This is a genomic window from Kiloniella majae (assembly GCF_002118315.1).
Lineage (GTDB): Bacteria > Pseudomonadota > Alphaproteobacteria > Kiloniellales > Kiloniellaceae > Kiloniella > Kiloniella majae.
In genome coordinates, this window is sequence record NZ_MTSZ01000009.1 from 26,249 (window position 1) to 53,013 (window position 26,765).

At 44.5% G+C, this 26,765-nt stretch carries 29 protein-coding genes; 16 read left to right on the forward strand and 13 right to left on the reverse strand.

The annotated features are described in order from the left end of the window. Nucleotides 1–118: 118 nt before the first annotated feature. The gene (locus BKB51_RS18630; RefSeq protein WP_085902633.1) at nucleotides 119–784 is read left to right on the forward strand and encodes a response regulator transcription factor; all 666 of its coding nucleotides are present in this window, start codon (nucleotides 119–121) and stop codon (nucleotides 782–784) included. Nucleotides 785–980: 196 nt separating this feature from the next. After that, nucleotides 981–1,958 carry an HpcH/HpaI aldolase/citrate lyase family protein gene (locus BKB51_RS18635; RefSeq protein WP_085902707.1) on the forward strand — a complete coding sequence of 326 codons (978 nt, stop codon included), beginning with the start codon at nucleotides 981–983 and terminating at the stop codon, nucleotides 1,956–1,958. A 96-nt stretch (nucleotides 1,959–2,054) separates the two neighbouring features. Here BKB51_RS18635 and BKB51_RS18640 read toward each other — a convergent pair whose 3' ends face one another. Next, the gene (locus BKB51_RS18640; RefSeq protein WP_085902634.1) at nucleotides 2,055–3,317 is read right to left on the reverse strand and encodes an MFS transporter; all 1,263 of its coding nucleotides are present in this window, start codon (nucleotides 3,315–3,317) and stop codon (nucleotides 2,055–2,057) included. Nucleotides 3,318–3,670: 353 nt separating this feature from the next. Between BKB51_RS18640 and ltaE the strand changes: the two genes are divergently transcribed. The 6 genes from ltaE (at nucleotide 3,671) to BKB51_RS18670 (ending at nucleotide 9,103) form a co-directional block, all read left to right on the forward strand. After that, nucleotides 3,671–4,744 (forward strand): low-specificity L-threonine aldolase, encoded by a 1,074-nt coding sequence (gene ltaE / locus BKB51_RS18645; protein ID WP_198946803.1) that lies wholly within the window; start codon nucleotides 3,671–3,673, stop codon nucleotides 4,742–4,744. A gap of 169 nt (nucleotides 4,745–4,913) precedes the next feature. Next, nucleotides 4,914–5,741: a phosphonate ABC transporter ATP-binding protein gene (gene phnC, locus BKB51_RS18650; protein WP_085902635.1), complete on the forward strand. Its 828-nt coding sequence runs from the start codon at nucleotides 4,914–4,916 to the stop codon at nucleotides 5,739–5,741. A 66-nt stretch (nucleotides 5,742–5,807) separates the two neighbouring features. Then, complete coding sequence (gene phnD / locus BKB51_RS18655) at nucleotides 5,808–6,824, forward strand: phosphonate ABC transporter substrate-binding protein (RefSeq protein ID WP_085902636.1); 1,017 nt, start codon at nucleotides 5,808–5,810, stop codon at nucleotides 6,822–6,824. A 92-nt stretch (nucleotides 6,825–6,916) separates the two neighbouring features. Next, the gene (gene phnE / locus BKB51_RS18660; RefSeq protein ID WP_085902637.1) at nucleotides 6,917–7,723 is read left to right on the forward strand and encodes a phosphonate ABC transporter, permease protein PhnE; all 807 of its coding nucleotides are present in this window, start codon (nucleotides 6,917–6,919) and stop codon (nucleotides 7,721–7,723) included. A gap of 3 nt (nucleotides 7,724–7,726) precedes the next feature. Further along, the gene (locus tag BKB51_RS18665; protein WP_085902638.1) at nucleotides 7,727–8,371 is read left to right on the forward strand and encodes an LbetaH domain-containing protein; all 645 of its coding nucleotides are present in this window, start codon (nucleotides 7,727–7,729) and stop codon (nucleotides 8,369–8,371) included. A 30-nt stretch (nucleotides 8,372–8,401) separates the two neighbouring features. Next, nucleotides 8,402–9,103 (forward strand): DUF1045 domain-containing protein, encoded by a 702-nt coding sequence (locus BKB51_RS18670; RefSeq protein ID WP_085902639.1) that lies wholly within the window; start codon nucleotides 8,402–8,404, stop codon nucleotides 9,101–9,103. A gap of 6 nt (nucleotides 9,104–9,109) precedes the next feature. On the opposite strand, the gene phnN is transcribed toward BKB51_RS18670, so the two are convergent. The 8 genes from phnN to phnG are packed head-to-tail and all read right to left on the reverse strand — an operon-like array spanning nucleotide 9,110 to nucleotide 15,578. Further along, nucleotides 9,110–9,781: a phosphonate metabolism protein/1,5-bisphosphokinase (PRPP-forming) PhnN gene (gene phnN, locus BKB51_RS18675; RefSeq protein WP_245813306.1), complete on the reverse strand. Its 672-nt coding sequence runs from the start codon at nucleotides 9,779–9,781 to the stop codon at nucleotides 9,110–9,112. Then, complete coding sequence (locus BKB51_RS18680) at nucleotides 9,714–10,856, reverse strand: alpha-D-ribose 1-methylphosphonate 5-triphosphate diphosphatase (protein WP_085902641.1); 1,143 nt, start codon at nucleotides 10,854–10,856, stop codon at nucleotides 9,714–9,716. The genes phnN and BKB51_RS18680 overlap by 68 nt, the downstream gene beginning before the upstream one ends. 2 nt (nucleotides 10,857–10,858) lie before the next feature. Beyond that, a complete protein-coding gene (gene phnL / locus BKB51_RS18685) occupies nucleotides 10,859–11,554 on the reverse strand; it encodes a phosphonate C-P lyase system protein PhnL (RefSeq protein ID WP_218044088.1) in 696 nt (231 codons plus the stop codon). Between the two features lie 10 nt (nucleotides 11,555–11,564). Continuing rightward, a complete protein-coding gene (gene phnK, locus BKB51_RS18690; protein WP_085902642.1) occupies nucleotides 11,565–12,368 on the reverse strand; it encodes a phosphonate C-P lyase system protein PhnK in 804 nt (267 codons plus the stop codon). Continuing rightward, the gene (locus BKB51_RS18695) at nucleotides 12,365–13,285 is read right to left on the reverse strand and encodes an alpha-D-ribose 1-methylphosphonate 5-phosphate C-P-lyase PhnJ (RefSeq protein WP_085902643.1); all 921 of its coding nucleotides are present in this window, start codon (nucleotides 13,283–13,285) and stop codon (nucleotides 12,365–12,367) included. The genes phnK and BKB51_RS18695 overlap by 4 nt, the downstream gene beginning before the upstream one ends. Nucleotides 13,286–13,289: 4 nt before the next feature. Continuing rightward, nucleotides 13,290–14,444, reverse strand: a complete 1,155-nt coding sequence (locus BKB51_RS18700; protein ID WP_085902644.1) for a carbon-phosphorus lyase complex subunit — start codon at nucleotides 14,442–14,444, stop codon at nucleotides 13,290–13,292. A 1-nt stretch (nucleotide 14,445) separates the two neighbouring features. Continuing rightward, nucleotides 14,446–15,072, reverse strand: a complete 627-nt coding sequence (gene phnH, locus BKB51_RS18705) for a phosphonate C-P lyase system protein PhnH (protein WP_085902645.1) — start codon at nucleotides 15,070–15,072, stop codon at nucleotides 14,446–14,448. Beyond that, entirely contained in the window at nucleotides 15,072–15,578 is a 507-nt protein-coding gene (phnG, locus tag BKB51_RS18710) for a phosphonate C-P lyase system protein PhnG (protein WP_085902646.1), read from the reverse strand. The genes phnH and phnG overlap by 1 nt, the downstream gene beginning before the upstream one ends. Before the next feature lie 126 nt (nucleotides 15,579–15,704). On the opposite strand from phnG, the gene phnF reads away from it, so the two are divergent. Next, nucleotides 15,705–16,442 carry a phosphonate metabolism transcriptional regulator PhnF gene (gene phnF / locus BKB51_RS18715; RefSeq protein ID WP_085902647.1) on the forward strand — a complete coding sequence of 246 codons (738 nt, stop codon included), beginning with the start codon at nucleotides 15,705–15,707 and terminating at the stop codon, nucleotides 16,440–16,442. Between the two features lie 10 nt (nucleotides 16,443–16,452). On the opposite strand, the gene BKB51_RS18720 is transcribed toward phnF, so the two are convergent. The 3 genes from BKB51_RS18720 to BKB51_RS18730 are packed head-to-tail and all read right to left on the reverse strand — an operon-like array spanning nucleotide 16,453 to nucleotide 19,249. Beyond that, entirely contained in the window at nucleotides 16,453–17,388 is a 936-nt protein-coding gene (locus BKB51_RS18720; protein ID WP_085902648.1) for a carbohydrate kinase family protein, read from the reverse strand. Nucleotides 17,389–17,391: 3 nt separating this feature from the next. After that, nucleotides 17,392–18,078 carry a D-lyxose/D-mannose family sugar isomerase gene (locus BKB51_RS18725; protein WP_085902649.1) on the reverse strand — a complete coding sequence of 229 codons (687 nt, stop codon included), beginning with the start codon at nucleotides 18,076–18,078 and terminating at the stop codon, nucleotides 17,392–17,394. A gap of 28 nt (nucleotides 18,079–18,106) precedes the next feature. Continuing rightward, nucleotides 18,107–19,249, reverse strand: coding sequence for an ROK family transcriptional regulator (locus tag BKB51_RS18730; protein ID WP_198946804.1), 1,143 nt, complete (start codon nucleotides 19,247–19,249; stop codon nucleotides 18,107–18,109). 316 nt (nucleotides 19,250–19,565) lie between these two features. Here BKB51_RS18730 and BKB51_RS18735 point away from each other — a divergent pair, with 316 nt between their 5' ends. The 4 genes from BKB51_RS18735 to BKB51_RS18750 all read left to right on the forward strand — a co-directional run bounded on the left by BKB51_RS18735 (nucleotide 19,566) and on the right by BKB51_RS18750 (nucleotide 23,256). After that, complete coding sequence (locus tag BKB51_RS18735) at nucleotides 19,566–20,594, forward strand: sugar ABC transporter substrate-binding protein (protein ID WP_085902651.1); 1,029 nt, start codon at nucleotides 19,566–19,568, stop codon at nucleotides 20,592–20,594. Nucleotides 20,595–20,783: 189 nt separating this feature from the next. Further along, complete coding sequence (locus BKB51_RS18740; RefSeq protein ID WP_085902711.1) at nucleotides 20,784–21,839, forward strand: ABC transporter permease; 1,056 nt, start codon at nucleotides 20,784–20,786, stop codon at nucleotides 21,837–21,839. Then, the gene (locus BKB51_RS18745; RefSeq protein ID WP_198946805.1) at nucleotides 21,836–22,621 is read left to right on the forward strand and encodes an ATP-binding cassette domain-containing protein; all 786 of its coding nucleotides are present in this window, start codon (nucleotides 21,836–21,838) and stop codon (nucleotides 22,619–22,621) included. Before BKB51_RS18740 ends, BKB51_RS18745 begins: the two co-directional genes overlap by 4 nt. Then, nucleotides 22,618–23,256, forward strand: coding sequence for a nucleoside triphosphate hydrolase (locus BKB51_RS18750; protein WP_198946806.1), 639 nt, complete (start codon nucleotides 22,618–22,620; stop codon nucleotides 23,254–23,256). The genes BKB51_RS18745 and BKB51_RS18750 overlap by 4 nt, the downstream gene beginning before the upstream one ends. Nucleotides 23,257–23,279: 23 nt before the next feature. Here the strand turns inward: BKB51_RS18750 and BKB51_RS18755 are convergent, their stop codons facing one another. Next, nucleotides 23,280–24,194 carry an aldose 1-epimerase gene (locus BKB51_RS18755; RefSeq protein ID WP_085902653.1) on the reverse strand — a complete coding sequence of 305 codons (915 nt, stop codon included), beginning with the start codon at nucleotides 24,192–24,194 and terminating at the stop codon, nucleotides 23,280–23,282. A 250-nt stretch (nucleotides 24,195–24,444) separates the two neighbouring features. On the opposite strand from BKB51_RS18755, the gene BKB51_RS18760 reads away from it, so the two are divergent. The 3 genes from BKB51_RS18760 to BKB51_RS18770 are packed head-to-tail and all read left to right on the forward strand — an operon-like array spanning nucleotide 24,445 to nucleotide 26,761. Next, nucleotides 24,445–25,149: an ABC transporter permease gene (locus BKB51_RS18760; protein WP_085902654.1), complete on the forward strand. Its 705-nt coding sequence runs from the start codon at nucleotides 24,445–24,447 to the stop codon at nucleotides 25,147–25,149. Beyond that, on the forward strand, nucleotides 25,149–25,910 hold the full coding sequence (locus tag BKB51_RS18765) for an ATP-binding cassette domain-containing protein (RefSeq protein ID WP_085902655.1): 762 nt from the start codon (nucleotides 25,149–25,151) through the stop codon (nucleotides 25,908–25,910). Before BKB51_RS18760 ends, BKB51_RS18765 begins: the two co-directional genes overlap by 1 nt. Nucleotides 25,911–25,924: 14 nt before the next feature. Continuing rightward, nucleotides 25,925–26,761: an ABC transporter substrate-binding protein gene (locus BKB51_RS18770; protein WP_085902656.1), complete on the forward strand. Its 837-nt coding sequence runs from the start codon at nucleotides 25,925–25,927 to the stop codon at nucleotides 26,759–26,761. The last annotated feature ends 4 nt before the right edge of the window (nucleotides 26,762–26,765 follow it).

Below are 26,765 nucleotides of genomic sequence, written 5' to 3' on the forward strand. Positions count from 1 at the left end.
TACTGCTTTTGAGTATCTAAACAGGTAGGTAAAAAACTATCCTTAATAATTGTATTTAATCAAAATTCAATTTAACGTACTATTCTTATGGGTAGGTTTTGTTGTGAAAGGACGAAATATGTCGGTTGTGGGAAAAGCACTGTCGGTTGATGTACAGCCGATCAAAGTTGCTTTGGCGGATAGCAACCCGTTGATGCTTTCGGCCTTGTCTGAATTTTTTGACCGCGATCCCAGATTTAGTCTGGTTGCTTCTGTAGGATCGGCTGAAAGTTTTCTCGAAATCACGCTACTTTCAACTTTCACCGTTGGCGTTGTTGACTGGTCTTTGCCAATGTTGGGCGGCGAACGTTTGATTGAAATTATTCGAAATCAGGTAAAACCACCGCGTATTGTTGTTTATGCCCAAGGGGATAATCAGGATATTCCAAGGCAAGCCATGGCAGCCGGAGCCGCGGGGTATTGCTCGCGCTCACAACCACCTGAATATTTGCTTGATACGGTCGAAAGTATTGCCAATGGGGGGATGGTTTTTCCCTTTGTCGATGTGCGTGATCTACGCCAAGACCCTATGCATTCCCTGACAAAACGAGAACGGGCTTTGTTGATTTCTTTGGCTCAGGGACGAACCAACAAAGAACTCGCTCGTGACCATGATATTTCTCTGAATACGGTGAAGTTTCACTTGAGAAATCTATTTGGAAAACTCTCTGTAACCAACAGGTCCCAAGCGATAGCATACTATTATTCGACACGTGTCAGCTCTTCGGGTGGAGAGGATGGCTAAGGGGTTTTCCCTTGAGGTTCAGTCTGGGTTTCAATCTTAAATTTTGGACTGAAGAAGTTACTCGAGAATCCAGTGATTGAATTCCAGGAAAAATCCTTCACTACGTGAAGGAAAAAATCATGGTTGACAGCAAAGATGTTTTGCCCGGTTAATTCCGCTCCTAGACCTACAAATTTGGAATAGGATGTCCCAAAAAATGAGTTTTCAAATAATTGACCAAGCCCCAGCAAGGCTGAACAGAAGCGAACTTGCGGTTCCCGGAAGTCAGCCTCAACTCTTTGAAAAGGCAGCAAAGTCAGATGCCGATGTTATTTTCCTGGACCTGGAAGATGCTGTGGCGCCGGATGAAAAAGAGCAAGCCAGAAAGAATATTATTCAGGCTTTAAATGATCTCGATTGGACCGGAAAATCCATGTCTATTCGTATCAACGGGCTGGATACCCATTACATGTATCGTGATGTTGTTGATGTTGTTGAACAGGCTGGTCAACACCTTGATCTAATTATGATTCCAAAGGTTGGAACAGCGGCTGATGTTTATGCCATTGATATGCTTGTTACCCAAATAGAAGATGCCAAAGGATATCAAAAACGCATCGGTTTTGAGCACATCATTGAAACGGCTCTTGGTATGCAAAATGTAAACGAAATTGCGTCAGCAAGCCGTCGCAATGAGTCTCTTCATTTTGGTGTGGCTGATTACGCAGCATCTACACGGGCAAGAACTACAATGATAGGTGGTGTAAATAAGGATTACATCGTTTTGACTGATCCCGATTTGTCCGGAGATCGTCTCACCCATTGGGGCGATATGTGGCACTATGCTATTAGTCGGATGGTTGTCGCGGCACGGGCCAATGGATTACGCCCTGTTGATGGGCCATTTGGGGATTTTTCTGACCCAGAAGGTTTTAAAGCAGCAGCTAAACGTGCTGCGGTTCTTGGCTGTGAAGGCAAGTGGGCTATTCATCCGTCCCAGATCGATTTGGCGAACGAGGTGATGAGCCCAAGTGATGAAGAAGTAGCCCGGGCCAAACGTATTCTGGATGCTATGGCAGAAGCTGAAAGTGAAGGGAAGGGTGCTGTTTCACTTGATGGTCGATTAATCGATTACGCGTCAATTCGTCAAGCTGAAGTGTTGGTCGGAAAATCACAACAAATCTCGTCAAGGTAGTATTTCGAGGTGGCGTTGTTTAAGATAAGCAGCGCCACCGATCTTCTTTGAACAGATAATTAATTCCTGTCAGTCTTTGAGTTGATTTTATCTTCATTAGGACTCTGAATTACTTTCTTTTTTGGGTGATGTCTCCGCTTTGATAGCAGCAGTATAGAGCTGTTTACTACTCATGCCGTTGCCACCCAGCGGTAGGAAGGGCGCTTTGCTTTCAACATGTCTTTGACGTTGGAAAATACGAACAATGGTGAAAATGACCAATAGGCTATTGTTGAGAACAAAGAACATAAATATACCTTCGGGACCTATAAATGCCATGAACTGTGCCGCAACAGTCGGACCTAAACTGGCGCCAACCCCATAGGCGATCAAAAGACCGGCAGAGACTTGAACAAGCTCTTTTCTATCTGCCATGTCATTCACCTGTGAAGCAGAAATCGGGTAAATGGTAAAGGACATACCTCCGTAGATCGCAATGGCAGCAATAAGGATAATAAAGCTCTGTCCCGTTGCCCAGATAACGGCAAAACAGGATCCGATTGTCAAAAGCGACGAGAAGATGAGAACGGTACGTCTGTCAAAGCGATCCGATATACGCCCAATGGGAAACTGTAACAGCATGCCCCCAAAAATCGCGGCCGCCATAAAGGTGGAAATCTGAGGTATCGTAAGGCCGACATCTTTGCCAAAAACAGCCCCCATACTATTAAGAGAAGAGTTGGACATACCTGCACATACAGTTCCAAATACCCCAACTGGTGAAACCAGAAAGAGTTTCTTGAAAGCCATTCGTTTTGGCGAGCTTGGTGTTGGGGCTGTTGCTCTGGTTAAAAGAAGGGGCACGAGTGCAAAGGAATAGACCATTGAGCCAATAACAAAGAGCTGAAATTGGGCGGGGTCCCCTAACAACATCATAAATTGACCGGTCCCGGAACCTATATAGTTGGTAATCATATAGAGGGAGAGAATTTTTCCTCTGTTTTCATTGCTGGATTTTTCATTCACCCAGCTTTCAACCACCATAATCATGCCGGCCATACAAAAACCGGTCACAATTCGCAGGAAAAACCAGAAGATAGGATCGGTAAACAAAACGTGGGCCAGAACGGCAACCGAGAGGATAGAGGCAAAGGCAGCAAAGGAACGAATGTGTCCAACAGCGGCAATCACGCGAATGGCAAAAACGGCGCCAATCAACATGCCAATAAATTGGCCGGTCATGATCAGGCCGGTGGTCTCTGTCGAGAAGCCTTCAATTCGACTACGAAGGCCTAACAATGTGTTGATCATTCCCTGTCCAAGCATAAGCATGGCAAAGCTAAAAAGGAGAGCTGAAATTGACCTGATTGATTGCCACATGCTGAGTATTTACCACTTGATAGGAACAGAAGAAGAATGTTCTGACTGTGTATCTAATATCAGTTTGGGTGATTCTGCCTAACGGTTTTATTTGATTTTTGGATTTTAATTCAACGTTTTTGTCTGAATGAGAGAGAGTGAAAATTTTTTCTTTAACAATGACTTCCTGTCGTGACAAAGTTTATTGCCCTGTTTATCGTTTGCTCTAGTTCTTCATGATGTCTCTGAATAAGGAGTATTCAATGCTCTTAGTATATCTTGTCCGTTATCCCGGTAAGAGGCCACGCCTTAGCATTTAAAGGTACCCAATTGGGGAACTTGAAGACTTTTAAAGTATTCTAGGAGAGTTAAGCATGTACTCAAGTATGTTGGATCGCAAAAATAAGATTGGTTCGAATTCGGGACTGATAGCTGACTTTCGGAGCGATACGGTCACAAGACCAAGCAAGGGGATGTACGATGCCATGGCGCAAGCCAAGGTAGGAGACGATGTTTATGACGATGATCCAACTGTTGTCGAGCTTGAAAGTAAACTTGCCGAAATGGCTGGTATGGAAAATGCCCTTTTCTTTCCGACAGGGACCCAGAGTAACCTCGCAGCTCTTTTGAGCTATTGTGGTCGTGGAGATGAATATATCGCGGGGGATGAATATCATATCTTTATAGACGAGGCTGGAGGTGCCGCAGTGTTGGGAGGAATTTCTCCTTTTCCGTTGCCGACAGATAATTCAGGTGGCCTTGCCCCTCAGCAGATTAAAGATGCGATAAAGCCAGATGATTTTCACTGTCCGATTAGCCGTTTACTGTGCCTTGAAAATACTGTTTCCGGGCGCGTACAAGATCCTCAACGTATTGCTTCTTTGGCTACAGTCGCACATGAGAATGACCTATCGGTTCATTTGGATGGTGCACGTATATTCAATGCGGCAACGGCTTTGAATGTGTCATTAAAAAAACTGTGTGAACCAGTTGATTCAATTTCTATATGTCTTTCCAAGGGATTAGGAACACCTGTTGGATCCGTTCTCTGTGGATCGGAGCATTTGATAAAGCTTGCAAAGCGTATGCGGAAACTCTTGGGTGGCGGTATGCGTCAGGTCGGGGTGCTTGCTGCCTGCGGCCTTTATGCTTTGGAACATAATGTACCTTTACTTGGCAAAGATCATGAAAAAGCAACTAAGCTTGCCAAAGGGTTACAGTCTATTCCAGAGGTATCAATTGATTTATCAAGCGTTGAAACGAATATGGTCTTTATGGACCCGGGTGAAGGGCATCATCAGGCTTTGTGTGATTTCCTTCACGAGGAAGGCATTTTAATTGGTGCTCAAGTTCCCAAAATACGGTTGGTTACTCACATGGATATATCTGATGAAGCTATAGAACTCTTTATCGAGAAAACCCGATCCTATTATCAAACCAGAAACTGATCTTTCTGTGTTGTCTGTAAAGAAAGGGAATTCATCTAGACAAGTTTCCCTTCTTGTGCAGGAAAAGAGAAGGACGTTAACAGAACCTTAAAACAACCATCACGCAGGAGTCTTTCAAAGACGGCAGACTTGCATCAACAAACATTCAAGCGTTTATGGTGCAAGTTTCATGGTTGCGATCAAGGTTACAGGTCTGAGTAAGACCTTCACAAAGGGTAAAAAAGCCCTGAATTCACTGGATCTACAGATTGATAAGGGCGAAATGGTTGCTCTTATTGGCGCATCCGGTTCTGGTAAATCTACCCTGATCCGACATATTTCCGGATTAATGAAAAGCGATAGCGATAACAGTAAAATCGAAGTCCTTGATCAAACCATTCAAGAGAATGGGAAGCTAGGGCGTGGGGTTCGTTCTGCCCGTTCTGATGTTGGTGTCGTATTCCAACAATTTAACCTGGTGAACCGACTTTCTGTCCTGACGAATGTGCTTATTGGTCTTTTGGGACAGATTCCAAGATGGCGAGGCACCTTAGGTCTTTTTACTCGTGCTGAGAAAATGATCGCTATGAAGGCCTTGGCACGTGTTGGAATTGATAACCTTGCTGAACAGCGCTCATCGACCTTGTCTGGTGGTCAACAACAACGTGCCGCAATTGCGCGTGCTATTACACAGGGTGCAGAGGTGATTTTAGCCGATGAGCCAATCGCTTCACTGGATCCATCATCAGCTCGTAAAGTGATGGATACACTGGAGAATGTGAACAAGGAAGACGGTGTAACCGTATTGGTTTCTTTGCACCAGGTTGACTATGCCCTGCGCTATTGTCCGCGAACAATTGCGATGCGGAACGGTGAAATTATTTTTGATGGCGACTCAAAGCGTTTGACGCCAAAACTACTCGAACAACTTTACGGTGATGACAGTTTGGAATTGCTAGGTTCCGAGCAACAGGAAGAGCCTGTTGTGACATCACTTCCAGAACAGGCAGTAGCTTAAAGCTACGATCTGCAGTTCCTTATTCATCTGGCATTTATGTACTTTAAAACTAGGAGAACAGGTAAAATGGTTCGCAAACTAATCGCTTCTGCAGCTGTAGCAGTAACAGCACTTGTTGGTGGTGTTGCTCAGGCTGAAACTAACTACAAACCTCTTGAGAAAGATCCTACAGAACTGAACTTCGGGATCATTTCAACAGAATCAACATCTAACCTGAAAGAACAGTGGGTTCCTTTGATGAAGGATCTGGAAACTGCTCTTGGTATGAAGGTTAACCCTTTCTTTGCCCCAGACTATGCGGGTGTTATCGAAGCAATGCGCTTTGGTAAAGTTCATTTGGCTTGGTTCGGGAACAAATCAGGTATCGAAGCTGTTGATCGCTCTGGTGGTGAAGTTTTCGCACAGACATCTAAAGCTGACGGAAGCCAAGGTTACTATTCACACATCATCACGCACGTAGATAACAAAGACATCAACAGCCTTGAAGATATCTTCAAATGTGACAAGTCTTTGAACTTCGGTATTGGTGATCCGAACTCTACGTCTGGTTTCCTGGTTCCTTCATACTATGTGTTTGCCCAGAATGGTGTTAATCCAAAAGAATGTTTCAAAACTGTTCGTAATGCAAACCACGAAACAAACCTGATGGCAACAGCCAACAAACAGGTTCATGTTGCTGCAAACAATTCAGAGCAACTTGGCCGCTCTATGAAAAAAGCGCCTGAAGCTGCTTCAAAAATCAAAGTGATCTGGACATCTCCATTGATTCCATCTGACCCGATGGTTTACCGCAAAGATATGTCCAAGGAGCTTAAGTCTCGTATTAAAGCCTTCTTCCTTAGCTATGGTCGTCTTGGTGATGTTGCCCATGCTAAAGAAGTCTTGGGTGGCATCTCTGATGGTCAGGGACTGTTCATGGAAAGCAACAACACACAGCTATATCCTGTGCGTCAGTTGGCTCTGTTCAAAAATAAGCTAAAGATCGAAGGTAACGAAGGTCTGGCCGCTGATGATAAAGAAAAAAGGCTACTGGCGATTAACAACAAACTTTCTGATCTGAAAGTTCTGGTTGCTGCACAATAAGCAGTGACAATGCAAAAACGGTGCTCTCTTAGAGCACCGTTTTTCTGTTCATAAGAACAGTTCTTCCTTTCATCAATATAAGATTTTTTCCGATGTCTAATCTTTCAGAAACTCAAAAATCCATCGAAATTCCTGCTCATGATTTGAAGCGGTCCATTGGTAGCCTGGTTATGTGGGCTGTCTTTTTTGCATTACTTGCGATGTCATGGGAAGGGGCTGATATGAGGCCTTGGGATCTGATTGAAAACGCAGAGAACATGAGCCAGTTTGCCTCTGGTTTTTTCCCGCCGGATATGTCGCAATGGAAAATGTATGTCGAAGAAATCTGGATTACAATTCAGATTGCCATCTGGGGAACTGCTCTGAGTATCGTATGTTCAATCCCCTTCGGCATTTTGTGTTCAGAAAATATTGTACCCTGGTGGGTTTATCAGCCTGTTCGTCGCCTTATGGATGCAGCCCGCGCAATTAATGAAATGGTGTTTGCCATGCTCTTTGTTGTTGCTGTTGGCCTTGGACCATTTGCAGGTGTTCTTGCCTTGTGGATACATACAACAGGTGTTTTGGCAAAATTATTCTCTGAAGCTGTCGAAGCGATTGACCCAAGCCCCGTTGAGGGAATTAGAGCAACAGGCGCAACTGGCCTGCAGGAAGTCATCTTTGGTGTCATTCCACAGGTTCTTCCGTTATGGATTTCCTATTCGCTGTATCGTTTTGAATCCAATGTTCGTTCCGCAACGGTTCTGGGGATTGTTGGAGCTGGTGGTATTGGTATGGTTTTGTGGGAAAACATTCGTGGCTTCTATTATGCAGAAACCGCAGCCGTTATTATTCTGATTATCATATCTGTCAGCCTTTTGGATGTTCTATCCCAACGCCTAAGAAAAATGGTTATCTAAAAGATGTACTTCCAAACCCAACCTCATGCAAAAAAACAACTTTCCGAACAACCGACTGTTGCTGATAGCGCTGTCGTATTGGATAGTCATTTGGGGCAATGGACTGAGGTTGGGGAGGGAACCAAGATTGTAGAAAGCAAACTGGATGATTATAGCTATGTCGTGAATAACAGCGATATTATCTATAGTCAGATTGGAAAGTTTGTAAATATTGCAGCTTTTGTCCGGCTTAATCCTGGGCAACATCCCATGGATCGTGCCAGTATGCATCACTTTCAATATCGCAGCGATGCTTATGATATGGGGGATGATGATGCGAATTTTTTTGATTGGCGTCGCTCGTCTCCTGTTCATGTTGATCATGATGTGTGGATCGGTCACGGCGCAATTGTCAAAGGCGGTGTTCGTATTGGTACCGGCTCTGTGATTGGTTCCGGGGCTGTTGTTACGAAAGATGTCACGCCTTACTCGATAGTTGCGGGGGTTCCCGCAGTTGAAATTCGTTCACGTTTTGAGAAGCCTATTCAAAAGGCTCTTTTACGTATCAAGTGGTGGGATTGGGGGCATGACCTTCTGACGGACCGTTTAAAGGACTTCAGGACGCTTACCATTGATGAATTTTGCTTGAAGTATGATCCTGAACTGTAGCCAATCTTTGCCAGAATTATAGGACAAGTCATGGTTTATGAACGCTATGCAATTTATTATGCGCCGCGATTAGACAGTAAACTGGGACAATTTGGTAATGCCTGGTTTGGTTATAATCCTGTTTCTCATGAAGCTATTCCAAGGCCAAACGTTGAGGGGATGGCTGCTCAAGAAATTGAGTATATCACGCGAGGAGCGGGGCGATATGCTTTTCATGGAACATTAAGGTCACCCTTTAAGTTACGGAAAAATCGCAGTTTAGAGTCGTTAGATAAATCGCTAAAATCCTTTGTGACAAAAGCTCGTCCGATTATCTGTGGACCTCTCTCTATAAGATCTATAGGAAAGTTTCTTGCACTTGTCCCTGATGATCCTGAGAATCATATTCCAGATCTTGCCGAGCAATGCATCAGAACTTTTGATAATTTTAGATTAGCACCCAGCAAGCAAGAACTGGATCGCAGACGACAGGCTGGCCTTACGTCTGTTCAGGAAGAACTACTTCTTCGGTGGGGATACCCTTTTGTGATGGAAGAGTTTCGGTTCCATCTGACGTTGAGTGATAAGCTTGATGGAATGGACTTAATCAAATATCAGGCTCTACTTGAAAAGCATTGCGAAAGCTTGTGTGAGGAGGCATTTGTTATTGATGAGATCGCTCTTTTTGGCGACCCCGGAAAAGGCGGGAAATTTGAAGAAATCTCCCGTTATCAACTTTCAACTGGTGACTGATTTTACCTAACCTCGTAGCGTTGGCGATTCACTATACCGGTAAGGATGGCTGGTCTGTAAATAAGGATTTTCAATCGCCATAACAAAGTTTGTAATCGCGTCTTCAAGTGCACCGCTGTTATCAATTTCAATCACATCATCACCTCGTACGCGATATGACTTGGCACGTTCTAACCTTTTTTGAATATCTGCTTCACTTTCCCGTCCACGGGCGTGTAATCGTTGCGAAAGAATATCGGGGTCGACTGTGATCGAGATTATTCTCAGGTTCGGGTATTCGCTACGGGCTTCGTTTAAAACGCTCCGGGATACATTGACAACAACACATTTACCTTCGGACAATTCGTCATTGATAGATCTGGGAATGCCATACTTCAAATCATGTGCATCCCATGAAAGGGCAAAAATACCCGCCCTTTTTTTTCGGGTAAATTCCTCGACTGAAAGGCCCAAATGATTTTCACCACCAGCATTTGTGGGGCGGGTAATTGATCGCCTTGGGAAAATAACGCTTGTTGTATTGCCAAAGCGTTGACGAGCGGCATCAAGCAAGGTGTCTTTGCCTGCGCCGCTAGGTCCAACTACAAGATAAAGCCAACCTGTTTCCATTTTAAGAAACCCTGTTTCCTTCGCGCCATACCCCTCTGACAACAGGGTGGTGGTGCGAGTGGTGGACATGAATAAGATCTGCGCGTTTTCCCAAGGCAATTTCACCTCGGTCAGTTAAGCCAACGCGTTCTGCTGGTGTCTTTGTCACCGTTTGAATAGATTTGGGCAGGTCGTAGGCGTCAAAATCTTCATAGAGCAACATAGCGGCATGCAGCAGGCTATGCGGGATGTAATCACTAGAAATAATATCCAGATACCCTTCTTTAGCCAATTCACCTGCAGAAATGTTACCAGAATGAGATTTACCCCGGACCACATTGGGTCCGCCCATCATAACGGCCAAGCCGGAATTATGTGAACTTCTGGCTGCTTCGAGTGTGGTTGGAAATTCAGCAACCGTCATACCATCAGATACAGCTTCTTCCACATGTGTTTCCGTTGCATCGTCATGACTGGCAAGGGCAAAGCCATTATCATGGGCTGTACCAACAACGTATTTGCGGTTCTTTTGGCTATATTTTTCCTGATCAAGTCGCCTGTCAGAAATGAATTTCTCCATCTCGCCATCACTCAGACCATATTTTCCCTGATAATAAATGTAATAGGCATCAAGAGAAACAAACTGTCTTTGTCCGGGGGTGTGATCCATAACGGACAACATTCGAACCAGGTTATTTTTTGATAGCTTATCCAAAGCAGGGGCCATATCCGCGTAACTGACCTCACACCTCAAATGTATCAGATGATCAGCACGAAGCAGGTTTTCGCGATTGGCGTGAACCAGACTACCGACCATTTCTTCCAATCGTTTAACCCGGCTGCTTCCTTCGTTCACATCACCCACTGCTATGGCGTCAAAGACAGTCGTAATCCCTGCACTGGCAACTTGACTGTCATGACTGACAACCGCAGCAACAGATGGCCACTCAGTCTTGGGACGAGGCGTCATATGCTTTTCAAGGTTGTCGGTGTGCAGCTCTACCAACCCGGGTAGCAAGAGATCACCATCAAGATCCAGCGCACTGGATATGGATGTGTTTCTTGTTGAAATATCTTCAATCTTGCCATTGGCAATCTTTAAAGATCCATGGACAACTTCGTTCGCAAGAACGACTTTTGCATTCGTGAAGACTTTTTCATTCATCTCTAAACACTCTGAAATTGGGTGACATCAAAGGTTCTGGAACAAACCGCTTCTCTGGCTTCCTGATCGTGAAAAATGCCCAAAATAGCGCACCCTCTTTCTTTCGCCTGTTCAATAAGGTCCAGAACGGTTTGTCTGTTGACGGCATCAAGAGAAGCTGTTGGTTCATCGAGTAACAGGATCGGGTAATCTGCGATAAACCCACGAGCAATATTAACCCGCTGTTGTTCTCCGCCAGAAAACGTCAGGGGTGATAAACTCCACAAGCGTTCAGGTATTCTCAAACGGGCCAAAATGTCTTGTGCCTTCGTAATGGCCTGCTCTTTATCCTGTCCGAGAGCAATCAGAGGTTCAGCAACAATTTCGATCGTTGGAACTCTGGGAATAACACGCAAAAATTGACTGACATACCCAAGGGTGCGCTTCCTTACATCCAGAATTTGATGTGGATCTGCTTTGACAATATCAACCAACTCATCATTGTGGCGGATATGAATACTTCCTTTGTTGCATATGTAGTTGGCATATAGCATGCGCATAAAAGTACTCTTACCTGAACCTGATTCACCGGTTAGCGCAACGCACTCACCCTGATTTAAGAAGAAAGAAATTCCTTCAAATACTGGGATTGTCATGCTTGCCTGATTGTGGAGAGTAAAATGTTTTGCGACATTTTCCACGTTAATCATTTTTGACATATTCATGTCCTTAAGATTGCAATATCGATGAAACAAGGAGCTGTGTGTAGGGGTCTTGCGGATCATCAAGAACCTGATCCGTTAAGCCACTTTCAACAACGTGTCCGTTTTTCATCACCATGAGGCGGTGAGATAATAATCGTGCGACGGCGAGATCATGGGTAACGATAACAACGGAAAGTCCGAGGTTCTGTACAAGACCACGCAGCAGATCGAGGAGCTTTGCTTGTACGGAAACATCCAGGCCGCCAGTTGGCTCATCCATAAAAACCAGGCGAGGGGCGGTGACAAGGTTACGTGCAATTTGCAGTCTTTGCTGCATACCACCGGAAAAGGTCGACGGAAGATCATCCAGACGCTCTGTCGATATTTCAACCTTACCAAGCCAGTCAGTCGCAGTGTCACGAATGTTTCCATAGTGACGCCAGCCAACGGCCATTAGCCTTTCACCAATGTTGGCACCTGCACTGACACCCATTCTAAGGCCATCACGAGGGTTTTGATGAACAAAGGCCCAATCCGTCCGCATAAGAAAGCGGCGTTCAGGCTCACTCATATCAGCAAAAAGGTCTTGTGATCCATCATGACGGGTGTGATAGCTAACGGAACCAAAGGTTGGCTTCAGCTGAGCGGAAATACAGTTGAGAAGAGTAGATTTTCCTGATCCGGACTCCCCGACAATTCCAAGAACCTCGCCGGGACGAAGGTCAAATGATATGTTCTGGCATCCAATCCGGCTGCCATACATCATGGTCAGATCTTTTACACTCAAGAGTGTCTGTTCAGGTGATAACGTTTGATTTGAGGAAGTCATTTTGATGCCTCTGAATTTACGGATTGCATCTGGGAAGCTTGGGATAGGGTGTGTTCCACTGACGAAGGCATGGAACCATCTTGCCTGCTCTGACAATAATCGCTGTCGGAACAGACAAACATACGATTGCCTTTATCATCCAGAATGACTTCGTCCAGGAAGCTATCTGTTGATCCGCAGAGGGCACAGTCCTGATCCCAGGATTGAATTTCAAAGGGATGATCTTCAAAATCCAGGCTTTGTACCTTGGTGTATGGGGGGATGGCATAAATCCGTTTTTCACGACCAGCACCGAACAGTTGAAGTGCAGCACAATTATCCATTTTGGGATTATCGAATTTGGGGGTAGGAGACGGGTCCATGACATAACGGCCATTTACCTTTACCGGATAAGCATAGGTCGTTGCGATATGGCCATGACGGGAAATGTCTTCATATAGCTTGACGTGCATAAGACCGTATTCTTCCAAGGCATGCATCTTGCGGGTTTCTGTTTCTCGGGGTTCCAGAAAACGAAGAGGTTCAGGAATTGGCACCTGATAGACCAGAATTTGCCCCTCTGTTAACGTTTCTTCAGGAATTCTGTGACGCGTTTGGATAACAGTTGCGTCCTTGGTTTTTTCGGTCGTGTCGATATCTGCAGTTTTTTCAAAAAACTGCCTGATACTGACAGCATTGGTTGTGTCGTCACTGCCCTGGTCGATTACTTTTAATGTGTCCGAGGGGCCGATGACGGTTGCTGTCACCTGTACACCACCTGTTCCCCACCCATAGGGCATCGGCATTTCCCGACCGGCGAAAGGAACCTGATAGCCCGGAATAGCCACAGCTTTCAGAAGTGCCCGGCGGATCATGCGTTTAGTTTGTTCGTCCAGATATGCGTAGTTATAGGACGATGCAGTTGTACTTTGAGACATCGTTTTACTCTGCCGCCTGTTGTGTTTGTGACTGTTGTGTCGATGGGGTTTGTTGCTCTTCGCGCATGCGACGAACCAGTCCCAGCTCGGCCTGGAAATCTACGTAATGAGGGAGCTTGATATGTTCGACAAAACCCGTTGCCTGAATATTATCGCTATGGGACATAACGAATTCTTCATCCTGAGCCGGAGCGACGATGTCTTCGCCCATTTCCTTGGCGCGTAGAGCACGATCGACCAGCGCCATTGAAATGGCTTTACGTTCGTTTTGACCGAAAACCAGACCATATCCGCGTGTAAACTGTGGTGGTTCTGTTTTTGAACCCTGAAACTGGTTAACTGTTTCGCACTCGGTTATTTCCAGATCGCCAATATCAATTGCAAATCCCAACTCTGGTGGTTGGATTTCGATTGAAACAGTTCCTAATCTGATTTCGCCGACAAAGGCATGGTTTCGGGCGTATCCGCGTTGTGTTGAATAACCAAGTGACAGGATAAAACCTTCATCTCCCCGGGCAAGATTTTGTAATCTTTGATCGCGATCCACAGGAAACTCCAGTGGTTCACGGGTTAAATCGCCCACAGGATGTTCTTCTTCATTTTCGGGTAGAGTTTCCGCCTGAATAAGACCCTCATTATTTAAAAGTCCCCCCAAGACCCTTGGCATTCCTGTATCGGATGGTTGAGTGGTTTTCTCAGTTTTCAGGCCCTCAGCATCTGTCGAAACTTCTTCGGACAGATCATCGTCAGAGGCTTCCATTAGATCAAAATCAAGAAGACGGTGTGTGTAATCAAAGGTTGGACCAAGGATTTGCCCACCAGGTAAGTCTTTATAGGTAGCCGAAACCCTGCGTTCCACGTTCATTTTGTCAGTTCTGATTGGAAGGCTATAGGCCAAGCGAGGTAATGTGGTTCTGTAGGCACGAATTAAGAAGATTGCTTCTATTAAATCTCCACGAGCCTGCTTGATGGCCAAAGCGGCGAGATCTTCATCAAACAATGATCCCTCGGCCATGACACGGGATACAGACAGACTGAGCTGTTCTTTTATCTGTGTAATGGATAGTTCTGGTATTTCTTTTGGACCGCGTCGTTTTTCTGCGAGAAGACGGTGTGCGTTTTTGATCGCTTTCTCGCCACCTTTTACAGCTACATACATTTTAAATGTCCATTTCTGAAGAACGGGGAAGGGCGCAAATATGAGTGGGAGAGGCAAAAATGACGTCAATGCCGCAAGGGAAGTAGTTTCTGTTATCCTTCATCCATCCCCAAAGCTTTGAATTGAGGGGAGAAGGAGACAGTTCGCTTGTGGTTTTGATGCCTGGTCCGCTCAAGACAGCTTTTTGTTCAGCATTGAAATGATCAACGGCAATGATAAGCGTTGCGGAACGATCAGGATTTTCAGCTGTACCAATTGGCAAGTTAGCAATCTGATCTGGACCTTCCGTGCCATTAAGAACGGCGAAGTCACAATGGTTCGAATTCTTTGTTAGCGAACATCCGGTATGGAATCTCAAATAATCAGCAACATTTGAGCACTCTGTTTCTGGAGAAAGCCAAATTGTCGTATCCATGTCTGCAAGAGCCAACAGAACAGACGCTGCAGATGAATTCAGCTTGCTTGGACTTTCACATTTGATCGGTGTTTCTATAACAGTTCCGGGGTGAGACATCGCATCCAGAATTGTTCTGAAAATTACCGTGGCATCAAAAACAGGATTATCGAAACCGGGAAGAGTTGTTTGACCAATATCTTGCGTAGAAAGAGAATTTGTTTGGAAGTCCATCACGCGTCTTCTCCTCGTACCATAGTGAAGAAATCTACCTTGGAAGTCGCAATTTGTGATTTACGGTCTAGTTTTGCTTTTTCCTGAGCAGATGCCAGTGGTGTAACAAAAATCTCCCGTATTTTTTGTGACCAGCGATTTGTCTGGAGTAGGGCGTCCAGTACAGCGACCAGTTCCGCCTTCTTATGATCCCTGCCTCGGATGTACGCGTATCCAATGTGGTCGCTATCAAGGCACACAGTACAGCGTGTTACGGATACTTCACCCAGATTGAATTGCTGCCCGTCACCGCCGGCTCTTCCGCGAACCATAACCAATCCGGTTTCCGCTTTACGCAAGAAACGATAGGGAAGGTTGTTTAGATCAGCTTCTGATTTTGTCAGCTCATTCCAATGGTGTTGTAAATCTTGCAATGTGCAACGAGCCAGAACAGATAACCATTTCTGTCGCTCACTATTAGTATCTTTCTGGTTTAACTGGTCTTTCTGGCCCGAAACATCGGTCACTTTTATCTCCTTTCGACAAATATTAAATTTGTCTAGACGTCTATACCTTTTTGATTTATAGAATGAAGCGTTAACGAAGACAATTGACGACTGATGAAAGTTTTATGAACTTTAAAGGACAATGAGATGGAGTGGGAAAAAGGTGAAGCAATCTGGAAACAGATTGGACGTCTTTTGCTTCAGGATATTACATCGGGTGTTTTTAAGCCGGGCGATAAACTGCCGACAGAAAATGAACTTGCAAAAAGATTTGGTGTGAACCGTCACACAGTGCGTAGTGCGATTGCTGCACTTACAGAAGATAATGTGATGCGTGTCGAACAAGGGCGGGGAACTTTTGTTCAGGAAAACCTGATGGATTACACCTTAGGAAGTCGGACCCGTTTCTCTCAAATTGTGTCGGGGCGTCATCGCCTACCGGATAAAACTTTGTTAAGCAGCGAAAAGGAAAAGGCAACAAAGCAAGTCGCAAAAAGATTGATGGTTGCCAGAGACGAAAAGGTCATTAAATTGGAAGCTGTAAGCCATGCAGATGGTATCGCACTGGCCTATTCCATAAGCTACCTGCCGGCACTCCGTTTTAAGGGAATTGAGACAGTCTTTGCCGAAACAAAATCTCTGACAGAGGCTTTCAAACATTTCGGATTAAATGACTATACCCGTAAAAATACAAGAATTACGGCGCAGATGCCCAGCAAACGTACGGCAGAATTACTGCAACAAGCTAAAAACAAACCTGTTCTAATTACTGAAAGTGTTGATGTGGACGCCACTGGCAAAGCAATACAGTTTGGTATTACCCACTTTGCCAGTGAACGTGTCCAGCTCTTTGTTGATAATGAGAGTGCACATCCGCTCTCTTAATCTATATTATTCAGGTCAGTTCCTCTTTCCAGGGGGGAACAGCTCCACTTTGCGTGACTGTAAAGGCCGCAACCTTGTTGGCTTTATTCAGCGCGGTAGATAGTTGCTGTTCTGTTAAATTCTTTAACTTAGATTTCGACAGAACGCCTTGTTCGCTTAAACTGGAGAGAAAACCCGCGTTAAAGCTGTCTCCGGCCCCGATAGTGTCTTTGACTTCAACCTTTTTGCTCTCCAGTTTTAAGGTTGCGTCCTTGCTGAAGACTGTTGCGCCTTGAGAACCTTCGGTAAAAAGAACGATTGCTGCGCCTTGTTGCAACTGTTGTTGCGCAAAATCTTCAGGTTTAGTCTCTGGTGAAAGCCATAATAGATCTTCATCAGAGACTTTAATAATATCGCTAATAGAGAGCAGTCGATTGATACGTTGACGGTACTCATCAGGATCAGTGATGAAACTTGTCCGGATATTGGGATCAAAAGACAGTACGCACTTATCTTTTGCGGATGTAACCAGTTCTTCAATAGATGTTCCACAAGGTTCCTGAATGAGGCTGATCGCTCCGAAATGGTAGGCCTCTAGATCGGCTGGTATTTCTTTTATGTTGTTTATTTGGAATAACTTTCCTGCTGTATTTTCATCATAAAAGGCATAGCTGGCTTGCCCGTCTGTAAACTTTACAAAGGACAAGGTTGTTGGTGCTTCCTGTCGATAGGAGTAACTGTAATCAACGTTTGATTCCGAGAGTGAGTGGCAAAGCTGTTCACCAAAGAGGTCAGTTGAAATTCCCCCGCAGAACCCTGTTTTAGTGCCCAGACGTCCCAGAGCGATGGCAGTATTGAAGATTGCACCACCCGAAACAGGTTGATAGGCGGTTCCTTTTTGTTCCTTTTTCGAGGAAATTTCCAAAGGCAACATGTCAATAAGGGCTTCGCCACAGCAAATGATCATGGGTTATTTCATCCATTTATCGTAATCAGAAACCAGTAGATGTTGAGGAGCTTCGTTTTCTTCTATTTGAGAGAAACGTCCTATCTTTGCTTGGAAGACATTATCAGTTAGATCGTCATTTACTGTTGAGACTTCTCCGATGAGAACATCTGCTCTTTCCCCCCAGAAGGCGTGCCAAACGCCAGGCAGGAGGGTAACACTCTCGCCCGGTGCCAATTTTAAAAGGCCACCAGCTTTAAGCTTTCTGTTAATGCCATCACAGGGAACGACAACTTCCGCTTCTTCATCAATATCACCGTTAGGATCAGACATAAAAAGCTCAAGGACAAGATCGCCACCGCCCCGGTTAATAATATCTTCTGCTTTGATATTATGACGGTGCATAGGAGAAATTTGATCTTTGCGAGAAATCATAATTTTTTCGGCATAGAGCATACCTTTGCCAGTTTCCAGATCCTCTGCAAATCCGTTTCTGACGGTAAAGAGAAATAACCCGAGTTCATCAAACTTTCCCTGACCGTAGTCAGTAATATCCCACCCCATACGGGCCTTTGTGATGCCTGTTAGTTCTTCTTTACGTGTTTGCATGTCCTGAGGAGTGAAATACGCAAAGGGGGGCAGGATATACCCGTGGGATTTGATGAAACTGTCTGATTGAGCAAGAATTTCATTGACTTCTGAGCGTTGCATTTTTGAGTTCTCGTTAGTTTTAATAGGGTTATTGATTAAGAGATGTATTTTGATCAACAAGATAGCGATCAAACAAAGGAAGACTTGCGCCACCTAAGGCACGGGCGACTGTTCCGAGTGATCCTTCACAGATAATCGGCTGTTCGATCCCCTGTTGATTGTAGTTTTTCAAAACTTCTTGGGTGGCTTTGACGATGCGATGACGAACGTATTCCGGAAAGGCCCCATCAATTACCGTTGCTTCCTGATCAATCAATGCTGTGGTTGAAATGATCGCCTGGGCCAAGCCATTTGCAACACATTCTATCCAGGGAGAAATTTTCTCATCGAAAGTTTGCCAGCCATTTTCTGTAGTCCATAGCGGAGAGGGATCTATATTGGCCTCGAGCAACTGTTTCTCGAAGGTGACGATTGAGGCTTCGTCAATTAGCTGTCTGGTATGACCGTTCTTGTCACTGATCAGCATGGAGCCCAAGGCACCGGCATTCCCGTTTTTTCCTATGAAAAGGCTACCGTTGATAACCAAACCTCCACCGATGAAGGTGCCGATGTAGAAGTATGCAAAGTCGCGTTTATTTTGGTTTGTTCCAAAAGCCAATTCAGCACCACAGGCGGCTGTTGCGTCATTTTGCACATAAACAGGGTAGGAACAGCTCTGACTTAATACCGTCTGTATGTCATATGTTTTCCAGTTTTCCATCCTATCAATTGATGTGCCAATGGCCTCAGCCCAATTCCATAATTCAAATGGTATTGCGATACCCAGGCCAGAAATTTTGGGTGCGTTTTCTCCTAAATCGGTCTCAAATTTTTTGATAGATTTAAGGGCAAACTTTTCAATGTCATCAGGTTCAGGAAAAGGGTAGGTGTGTATTACCTTTTGCTTCACTCGTCCTAAAAAATCGACAAGGATCAGCTCCGAACTGCGTCGACCTATTTTTAAACCCAAAAAACACACACCATCAGGATTAAGAGAAAGGGGGACCGATGGCTGGCCAACTTTTCCGCGTACAGGCTCGCCCTTTATAAGTAATCCATCGGCCTCTAATGATCGCATAATGACAGATACAGTTTGTGCAGATAATCCTGTCATCTGTGCAAGTTTCATTTTGGGAAGCTGTCCATTACGACGCACAAGCGAGAGCACGAGGCGTTCGTTATAAGCTCTCATATTACTTTGGTTAGATCCTTTTAGCGGTTGATCTAACTCATTAATATTTTTCGTTTCTTGACCCGAACCCAATATTTTGACCTTTGTTTTATCAGGGTGAAATGTCGTGAAAATAATGACGTCACACGCTTTTATTGCGATTAATATCATGAATAATTTCACTATGGTCAATAAATAAATAAGAGTGATTTATTTATTGACACTTGAACTTTTATGGTGTTGGAATTGAATTAAGCCGAATGAAAAGGCCAGATAAATGGTCTGAAACATTTCTACAGAAATGAATAATTTTTATATAAAGGGAGGAAGAATTGTCATGAAACTCAATTCTTTGAAATATGGACTTATGGGGGCCGTTGCCTGTGGTGCAATGAGCGTATCACCAACACTTGCCGATAACGTAAGTGCCTGTTTGATTACCAAGACTGATACAAATCCATTTTTTGTCAAAATGAAAGAAGGGGCACTTTCCGGGGCAGAAAAAAATGGTATTGATCTGCAAACCTTTGCCGGAAAGATTGATGGTGACGTTGAAACGCAAGTTGCGGCAATTGAAACCTGTATTGCATCTGGCGCAAAAGGTATTCTGATTACGCCGTCGGACTCTGTTGCTCTTGCGCCAGCAGTAAAGCAGGCGCGTGATAACGGATTGCTTGTTATTGCTCTGGATACACCTTTTGAGCCAGCGGATACAGCCGATGCAACGTTCGCGACTGATAACTTTAAAGCGGGTGTTCTGATTGGTGAATGGGCCAAAGCAAAAATGGGCAGCGATGCTGCGAATGCAAAAATAGCCCTGTTGGATCTCAATGTGTCCGAAGTTTCTGTTGATTATTTACGTGATCAGGGATTTCTGACAGGTTTTGGCGTTGATGTTAAAGACCCAAAAGACATTGGCGACGAAGATGATCCACGTATTGTCGGTAATGATATTACGCAGGGTAATGAAGAGGGCGGGCGTAAAGCCATGGAAAACCTTCTGCAGAAAGATCCTGAAATCAATCTGGTTTATACTATCAATGAACCATCCGCAGCGGGGGCGTATGAAGCTTTAAAAGCCGTTGGCCGTGAAAAGGACGTTTTGATTGTTTCTGTTGATGGCGGGTGCCCAGGTGTTCAAAATGTCAAAGAAGGCGTTATTGGCGCAACATCAATGCAATTCCCGTTGCTCATGGCATCAAAAGGTGTTGAAGCGATCAAAGCTTGGGCCGATACAGGAAAAAAACCTGAAAATACTCCGGGTCTGGATTTCTACGATACAGGTGTGCAGTTAATTACGGATGAGCCTGTTAAAGGGGTTGAAAGTATTGATTCCAAAGCTGGCCTTGGAAAGTGCTGGGGCTAGTTTTCCTACGAAGGACAGGGCTGGTTTGATTACCAGTCCTGCTCTTTTCCCATTTTCTTCTTTTTAGTTTTCCCCTTTTTACTTTTCGAGGGATATTATTGTTTAAATTACTTGATAATGACTTCTGCTAACGGTTTGCGCTGTTACAGATAAATGGCCCTATTAATTATTCACGATAGCAATGCCTTCATGACAAAAAACTACGAACACGCTTTACCCGATAACAAGGACGGTCCGGCCTCTTTCGAAGAGCACGACAGGTCATTTATAAATCATATTCAACATTTCTTTCACCGTAATCCAACAATGGTGCCTGTCATTGTTTTGGCGATGAGCATCGTTGTTTTTGGTTTGGTTGCGGGAACCAAATTTTTTCATCCCTTTAATCTATCTCTTATTATGCAGCAGGTATCGATTATTGGCATTCTCGCTGCAGGGCAGAGTTTAATTATTTTGACCGCAGGTATTGATTTATCTGTTGCTGCAATCATGGTTTTGACATCGGTTGTTATGGGGCGTTTTGCCGTTGTTTACGGTATCCCTATTTACCTTGCCATCCCGCTGGGCTTTGCTGTTGGTACTTTTTGTGGCTACCTCAATGGAAAATTGATCACGTTATTAAAGCTTCCCCCCTTTATTGTTACCTTGGGTACATGGAATATTTTTTATGCGCTGAACCTCTGGTATTCCGGTGCACAATCAATTCGGGGGCAAGATATTGATAGCACGGCGCCTCTGTTAAAATGGTTTGGTGAACGCATCGTATTTTTTGGTGCTCAGCTAACCTACGGTACCATCTTGATGATGGTTGTCTTTTGCGTGCTCTGGTATTGCTTGAACAGAACGGCTTGGGGGCGACATGTCTATGCTGTGGGGGATGATAAAGAAGCTGCTGAGCTTGCAGGTATTCGTACGGATAGAACACTCGTGTCGGTTTACATGGTTGCTGGCCTGATTTGTGCTGTCGGTGCCTGGGCATCTATTGGCAGAGTTGGCTCTGTTTCCCCGCAGAGTTTTTTTGAAGGTAACTTGCAATCCATTACAGCCGTTGTAATCGGCGGTGTTTCGCTTTTTGGTGGACGTGGATCAATTATGGGGCCTTTGATTGGGGCTTTGATCGTTGGTGTTTTTCAATCCGGGTTACGCCTTTCCGGTGTAGATGTTCTCTGGCAGGTCTTTGCCATTGGTTGGTTGATTATCATTGCGGTTGCGATTGACCAGTGGATCAGGAAATTATCGTCATGACAGAAACAATGAAACCTGTACTTTCAGCAAAAGGTCTCGTGAAACGATATGGCCGGGTGACGGCACTGGATCACGCTGATTTTGATCTATATCCCGGTGAAATTCTGGCTGTTATTGGCGATAACGGGGCAGGTAAATCATCTCTGATCAAAGCGATGTCGGGTGCCGTTCAATTGGATGAGGGGCAAATTGATTTGGATGGAGAGCCTGTACGTTTTCCATCTCCAATGGCTGCGCGCGATGCAGGGATTGAAACCGTTTATCAAAACCTGGCTTTGTCTCCGGCGCTTTCCATCGCAGATAACCTGTTCCTGGGGCGTGAACTCCGGCAGAAAGGGGTAATGGGATCGCTTTTTCGAAAGCTGGATCGGCGAGAAATGAATAGAATTGCACGTGAGAAACTGAGCGAGCTCGGTCTCATGACTATTCAGGATATCTCCCAAGCCGTTGAGACCTTGTCCGGTGGGCAACGACAGGGAATAGCCGTGGCCCGTGCTGCTGCTTTTGGTTCTAAGGTTATCATTATGGATGAACCAACCGCTGCATTAGGCGTGAAAGAATCCCGTCGTGTTCTGGAATTGATAAAGGATGTGAAATCCCGGGGTATTCCGATTGTATTGATTTCTCATAACATGCCACATGTTTTTGAAATAGCAGATAGAATTCATATCCACCGTCTCGGACGCCGATTATGTGTGATCAATCCAAAAGAATACACGATGTCTGATGCTGTTGCCTTCATGACGGGGGCTAAAGAGCCGCCAAAAGAGCTGGTTGCGTGAGCATTATAATGCATTCGGCAGAAGAACTCGCCGTCTATATTCTTAAGTTGAATAGAGATCGTGGACGTCTTGTGATTTCTATTGCAGGACCGCCAGGATCTGGCAAATCAACGCTGAGTGACACTCTTTGTGACTTAATCAATAACCAAATTAGTCGGGAAGAAGCCGTCGTGATGCCTATGGATGGATATCACCTTGATAATTCAATCCTGGAACGAAAGGGATTACTATCAAGAAAAGGAGCTCCTGCGACTTTTGATGTCGAAAGTTTTCTATCGGATATCCAGCAAATATATAAAAAAGATACCGAACTAACTATTCCGGTTTTTGATAGAGAACTGGATTGTTCAATTCCGAATGCCAAACATATTCGCAAAAGTCATGGCTTAATTTTGATGGAAGGTAACTACCTTCTGCTAAAGGATAACCCGTGGCATAAAATAAACAACTTTGTTGATTTGAGTATTTTCCTAAAAGTACCAATAGAAATGCTTGAAAAGCGTTTAATCAAGAGATGGTTGGATCATGGTTTGACTAAAGAAGAGGCAACCAAACGTGCTTTGTCCAACGATATTCCCAATGCCAATTTTGTAAATAATAACTCCTCACCAGCCGATATTATTCTTGACTTATAATCTTTAATTGTCTGTAAAATAAACTAAATCTCTGCGTTGACTTTAAATTTCATCCAACCTTGATATGTTTCTTGTGGCGCAAGAACATGAATGCCTGTCTCTTCCAAAGACATACCTTTTGATTCAGGGTTTAAAGCATCTGTTATATGTGATGTTGGCTCTACGCAGAAGTAATCTTCATCTTTGGGGGCGTAAACAATAAGCCGATTGAGGTTTGTACTGGCACTCAGGTCGACCTTGATATTATCTTCTGGCCAATAGATCTGTGCTTTGCCGTCCCATGGTTCAAACTGGTTGTCGCATTCTAGCGCTTCTACCAATAGACTTTCCCTTAAATCCCAATGTTCGGGACACTTAACAAGCTTTGTAGGGAGACAGGTTGGCTCTGTCATCCAGACATTTGGTACGTTTGCCTTTAAGCGCGTGTTTTTTCGTTTTGGGAAATAGGGATGCATCCCAAGACCAATGGGCGTTGGGCGATTACTGGTATTGGTGACAGAAATTTCTTGAGTTAAATCAGTCCCTCTGAGGCTGAAAGTTTGAATGGCATGAAAATCAAACGGCCAGTCCCCGGATTTTGAATTTTTTGCTGCGTAATTTAATTCCAACACGATTTGAGATTCATTCTGCTCTTTAACTTGCCAAAGCTTTTGCCAGGAAATTCCGTGAATGGAATGGGGGTGATCTGCAAAGTTCAAGGCAAGTTGATAAGACTGACTATCAAAAGTGAATTTTCCATGTTTAATGCGGTTGGAATAGGGGATTAACGGAAAGGAAGCCGAGTTCAGCGGTGAAAAGGTAGCCGCATTTTCTTGTTGATAGGGGCGTAGAATATCATACGCGCGTTCTTTCTTAATCGCATATGATGTAATACAGCCGCCATTTAAAGAAAAGGAGGCGACAGCTGTTTCAGTTTTAATAGTAAAATCTAAGGTCAAGAGTGACCGGCCTTTCGCCGTGTGGCGTTAACAATTATTTTAAAAGCGTCTTTGTATTGGTTGCGATACAGTTTTAATCAGATATTTTTTACAAGACTATAAAGTTTAATCCATTTTTCAAATCTAGATTTTCAAATATAAATACATACAAACCAAAAGTAACTGCGTAATGTGCCCGAATATTTTGCCATAACAGGTTTATGGCGTAAAACTCTATGTACGTCCCGTTTCAGTTATATTTTGGAATTTTATGAACGATCTTTGGCAGGCATTTTTCAAAGCCATATCGCTTGTCGTTACTCTTGATGACAAGTTGCTTGAAATCGTCTTCCTATCCCTGCGGTTAAGCTTGTCAGCGGTGGGGATAGCCTTGTTTATTGCTTTGCCCTTGGGAGCAGTTCTTGCGCTAACGAAATTTCCAGGTCGGCGTATCCTTGTTATTATTATTAATGTGTTTATGGGCTTACCCCCCGTCGTTGTCGGGCTTTTTGTCTATTTGCTGTTGTCTCGTAGCGGGCCCTTTGGAGTTTTCGGATTACTGTTTACGCCCACAGCTATGATTATCGCGCAGGTTATACTGGTTGTGCCCATTGTAACGGCAATTACCCGACAGGTTCTTGAAGAACTCCATCTTGAATACGACGAGCTCCTGAGATCACTTGATGTCCCATGGTATCGCAAGGTAACGGCCTTGGTATGGGATGCCCGGTTTTCACTGACAACGGCTGCGTTAGCCGGGTTTGGTCGCGCTATTTCAGAGGTCGGTGCGGTCATGATTGTTGGGGGCAATATCGATCACCTGACCCGTGTTATGACGACAGCGATTGCCCTTGAAGCAAGAAAAGGGGATTTGGTTATGGCTCTTGCCCTTGGCTTGGTGTTGCTGGCGGTTGCCCTTGGGATCAACCTTTTCGCTTACAGCATTACTGAAACGGTAAAGAGGCGGCATCAGTGATGACAAAACATCCTTCGATCTTACCGTTAAAAATTGAAAACCTTGAGTACGAAGCGGGCGGAAAGCATCTCGTCAAAAATATCAATTGTGAGTTCAGCCAAGGTAAAAGGTATCTTCTTTTGGGGCCAAACGGGGCAGGAAAAACACTTTTACTTCGACTGTGTCATGGTTTGTTGAAACCAAAATCAGGCAAAGTCGTGTGGTCTTCAGGCAAAGATATAAACCCCAAACACCATCAGGCAATGGTGACACAACGGCCAGTCATGTTGCGGCGTTCAGCCTATGCAAATATTGATTATGCGCTTTCAATTCGCGGTGTAGATAAAGCTCTGCGGCCCGACATGATTAACGCTGTTATTCAACGTACAGGATTAACACGGGTTGCTCATAAACTTGCGACAGTTCTCTCCTTGGGGGAACAGCAGCGTTTGGCGATTGCAAGGGCATGGGTTCTAAAGCCACAGGTTCTTTTTATGGATGAACCTACAGCCAGTCTGGATCCGCCTGCAACTCATTCTATTGAAGAGCTCATTCACGAAATTTCAGCAGAGGGCACGACGGTTATTATGACCTGCCATGATCTTGGACAGGCCAAGCGTCTGGCAACGGATGTTCTTTTCATGTTCAGAGGACGCATCAAGGAAATGTCTTCTGCAGATGAGTTCTTCTCTGGCCCGCAAAATGATCTGGCTCAAGCCTTTTTAGATGGTCAGCTGATTTGGTGGAAACGCCGACCTGACAAAGATGATGTTCAAATATAGGAGTTTTTATTTAAATGATTAACCGGTCTGTTTTTCGGGCGTTATGTCTTGCTTCGGTATTGTTAATAGGGGGATTTGGTTCAACCCTGTATGCCGATGAAGCTAAGAGCGAAATTACACTTGCATCAACAACATCAACTCAAAACTCAGGTTTGTTTGATTATCTTCTGCCGCTTTTTAAGAAGCAGACAGGTGTTGAGGTCCATGTTGTTGCTGTAGGGACAGGCGCTGCCCTTAAGCTTGCTCGTAATGGAGATGCTGACGTTCTGATGGTGCATCACAAAACCTCTGAAGAGAAATTTGTTTCAGATGGCTATGGCGTGGAGCGTTTTGACGTAATGTACAATGATTTTGTTCTTGTCGGACCTGATAGTGATCCGGCTGAAGTCAAAGGAACACAAACAATCGCCGAGGCGCTAAATAAGATTAAAACCAAGCAAGCGATCTTCCTTTCCCGTGGTGATGACAGTGGCACCAATAAGAGAGAGTTAGAGCTTTGGAAAGCCAGCGGGAGTAATCCAAAGTCAGCTTCGGGTGACTGGTATCGTGAAACCGGATCCGGTATGGGCGCAACATTAAACACGACGGTGGCGATGCAGGGTTATACACTTACCGACAGGGCGACCTGGATCAGTTATAAAAACAAACAAAATATGGAAATTCTTTTCGAGGGCGATAAGCGCCTTTTCAATCAATACGGCGTTATTGTCGTTAACCCAGAAAAGTTTCCACATGTAAAAATCAAGCCTGCGGAAACCTTTGTGAACTGGATAGTATCTTCAAAAGGACAAAAAGCCATTGCGGGCTATAAACTATCCGGAGAACAGTTGTTTATTCCTAATGCAGAATAAGTAA

Excerpts from the sequence above, each read along its gene's own strand:
- BKB51_RS18630 (WP_085902633.1), top strand. The coding sequence starts at position 119 with ATGTCGGTTGTGGGAAAAGCACTGTCGGTTGATGTACAGCCGATCAAA.
- BKB51_RS18635 (WP_085902707.1), top strand. The coding sequence starts at position 981 with ATGAGTTTTCAAATAATTGACCAAGCCCCAGCAAGGCTGAACAGAAGC.
- BKB51_RS18640 (WP_085902634.1), bottom strand. The coding sequence starts at position 3,317 with ATGTGGCAATCAATCAGGTCAATTTCAGCTCTCCTTTTTAGCTTTGCC.
- ltaE (WP_198946803.1), top strand. The coding sequence starts at position 3,671 with ATGTACTCAAGTATGTTGGATCGCAAAAATAAGATTGGTTCGAATTCG.
- phnC (WP_085902635.1), top strand. The coding sequence starts at position 4,914 with ATGGTTGCGATCAAGGTTACAGGTCTGAGTAAGACCTTCACAAAGGGT.
- phnD (WP_085902636.1), top strand. The coding sequence starts at position 5,808 with ATGGTTCGCAAACTAATCGCTTCTGCAGCTGTAGCAGTAACAGCACTT.
- phnE (WP_085902637.1), top strand. The coding sequence starts at position 6,917 with ATGTCTAATCTTTCAGAAACTCAAAAATCCATCGAAATTCCTGCTCAT.
- BKB51_RS18665 (WP_085902638.1), top strand. The coding sequence starts at position 7,727 with ATGTACTTCCAAACCCAACCTCATGCAAAAAAACAACTTTCCGAACAA.
- BKB51_RS18670 (WP_085902639.1), top strand. The coding sequence starts at position 8,402 with ATGGTTTATGAACGCTATGCAATTTATTATGCGCCGCGATTAGACAGT.
- phnN (WP_245813306.1), bottom strand. The coding sequence starts at position 9,781 with ATGTCCACCACTCGCACCACCACCCTGTTGTCAGAGGGGTATGGCGCG.
- BKB51_RS18680 (WP_085902641.1), bottom strand. The coding sequence starts at position 10,856 with ATGAATGAAAAAGTCTTCACGAATGCAAAAGTCGTTCTTGCGAACGAA.
- phnL (WP_218044088.1), bottom strand. The coding sequence starts at position 11,554 with ATGTCAAAAATGATTAACGTGGAAAATGTCGCAAAACATTTTACTCTC.
- phnK (WP_085902642.1), bottom strand. The coding sequence starts at position 12,368 with ATGACTTCCTCAAATCAAACGTTATCACCTGAACAGACACTCTTGAGT.
- BKB51_RS18695 (WP_085902643.1), bottom strand. The coding sequence starts at position 13,285 with ATGTCTCAAAGTACAACTGCATCGTCCTATAACTACGCATATCTGGAC.
- BKB51_RS18700 (WP_085902644.1), bottom strand. The coding sequence starts at position 14,444 with ATGTATGTAGCTGTAAAAGGTGGCGAGAAAGCGATCAAAAACGCACAC.
- phnH (WP_085902645.1), bottom strand. The coding sequence starts at position 15,072 with ATGGACTTCCAAACAAATTCTCTTTCTACGCAAGATATTGGTCAAACA.
- phnF (WP_085902647.1), top strand. The coding sequence starts at position 15,705 with ATGGAGTGGGAAAAAGGTGAAGCAATCTGGAAACAGATTGGACGTCTT.
- BKB51_RS18720 (WP_085902648.1), bottom strand. The coding sequence starts at position 17,388 with ATGATCATTTGCTGTGGCGAAGCCCTTATTGACATGTTGCCTTTGGAA.
- BKB51_RS18725 (WP_085902649.1), bottom strand. The coding sequence starts at position 18,078 with ATGCAACGCTCAGAAGTCAATGAAATTCTTGCTCAATCAGACAGTTTC.
- BKB51_RS18730 (WP_198946804.1), bottom strand. The coding sequence starts at position 19,249 with ATGAGAGCTTATAACGAACGCCTCGTGCTCTCGCTTGTGCGTCGTAAT.
- BKB51_RS18735 (WP_085902651.1), top strand. The coding sequence starts at position 19,566 with ATGAAACTCAATTCTTTGAAATATGGACTTATGGGGGCCGTTGCCTGT.
- BKB51_RS18740 (WP_085902711.1), top strand. The coding sequence starts at position 20,784 with ATGACAAAAAACTACGAACACGCTTTACCCGATAACAAGGACGGTCCG.
- BKB51_RS18745 (WP_198946805.1), top strand. The coding sequence starts at position 21,836 with ATGACAGAAACAATGAAACCTGTACTTTCAGCAAAAGGTCTCGTGAAA.
- BKB51_RS18760 (WP_085902654.1), top strand. The coding sequence starts at position 24,445 with ATGAACGATCTTTGGCAGGCATTTTTCAAAGCCATATCGCTTGTCGTT.
- BKB51_RS18765 (WP_085902655.1), top strand. The coding sequence starts at position 25,149 with ATGACAAAACATCCTTCGATCTTACCGTTAAAAATTGAAAACCTTGAG.
- BKB51_RS18770 (WP_085902656.1), top strand. The coding sequence starts at position 25,925 with ATGATTAACCGGTCTGTTTTTCGGGCGTTATGTCTTGCTTCGGTATTG.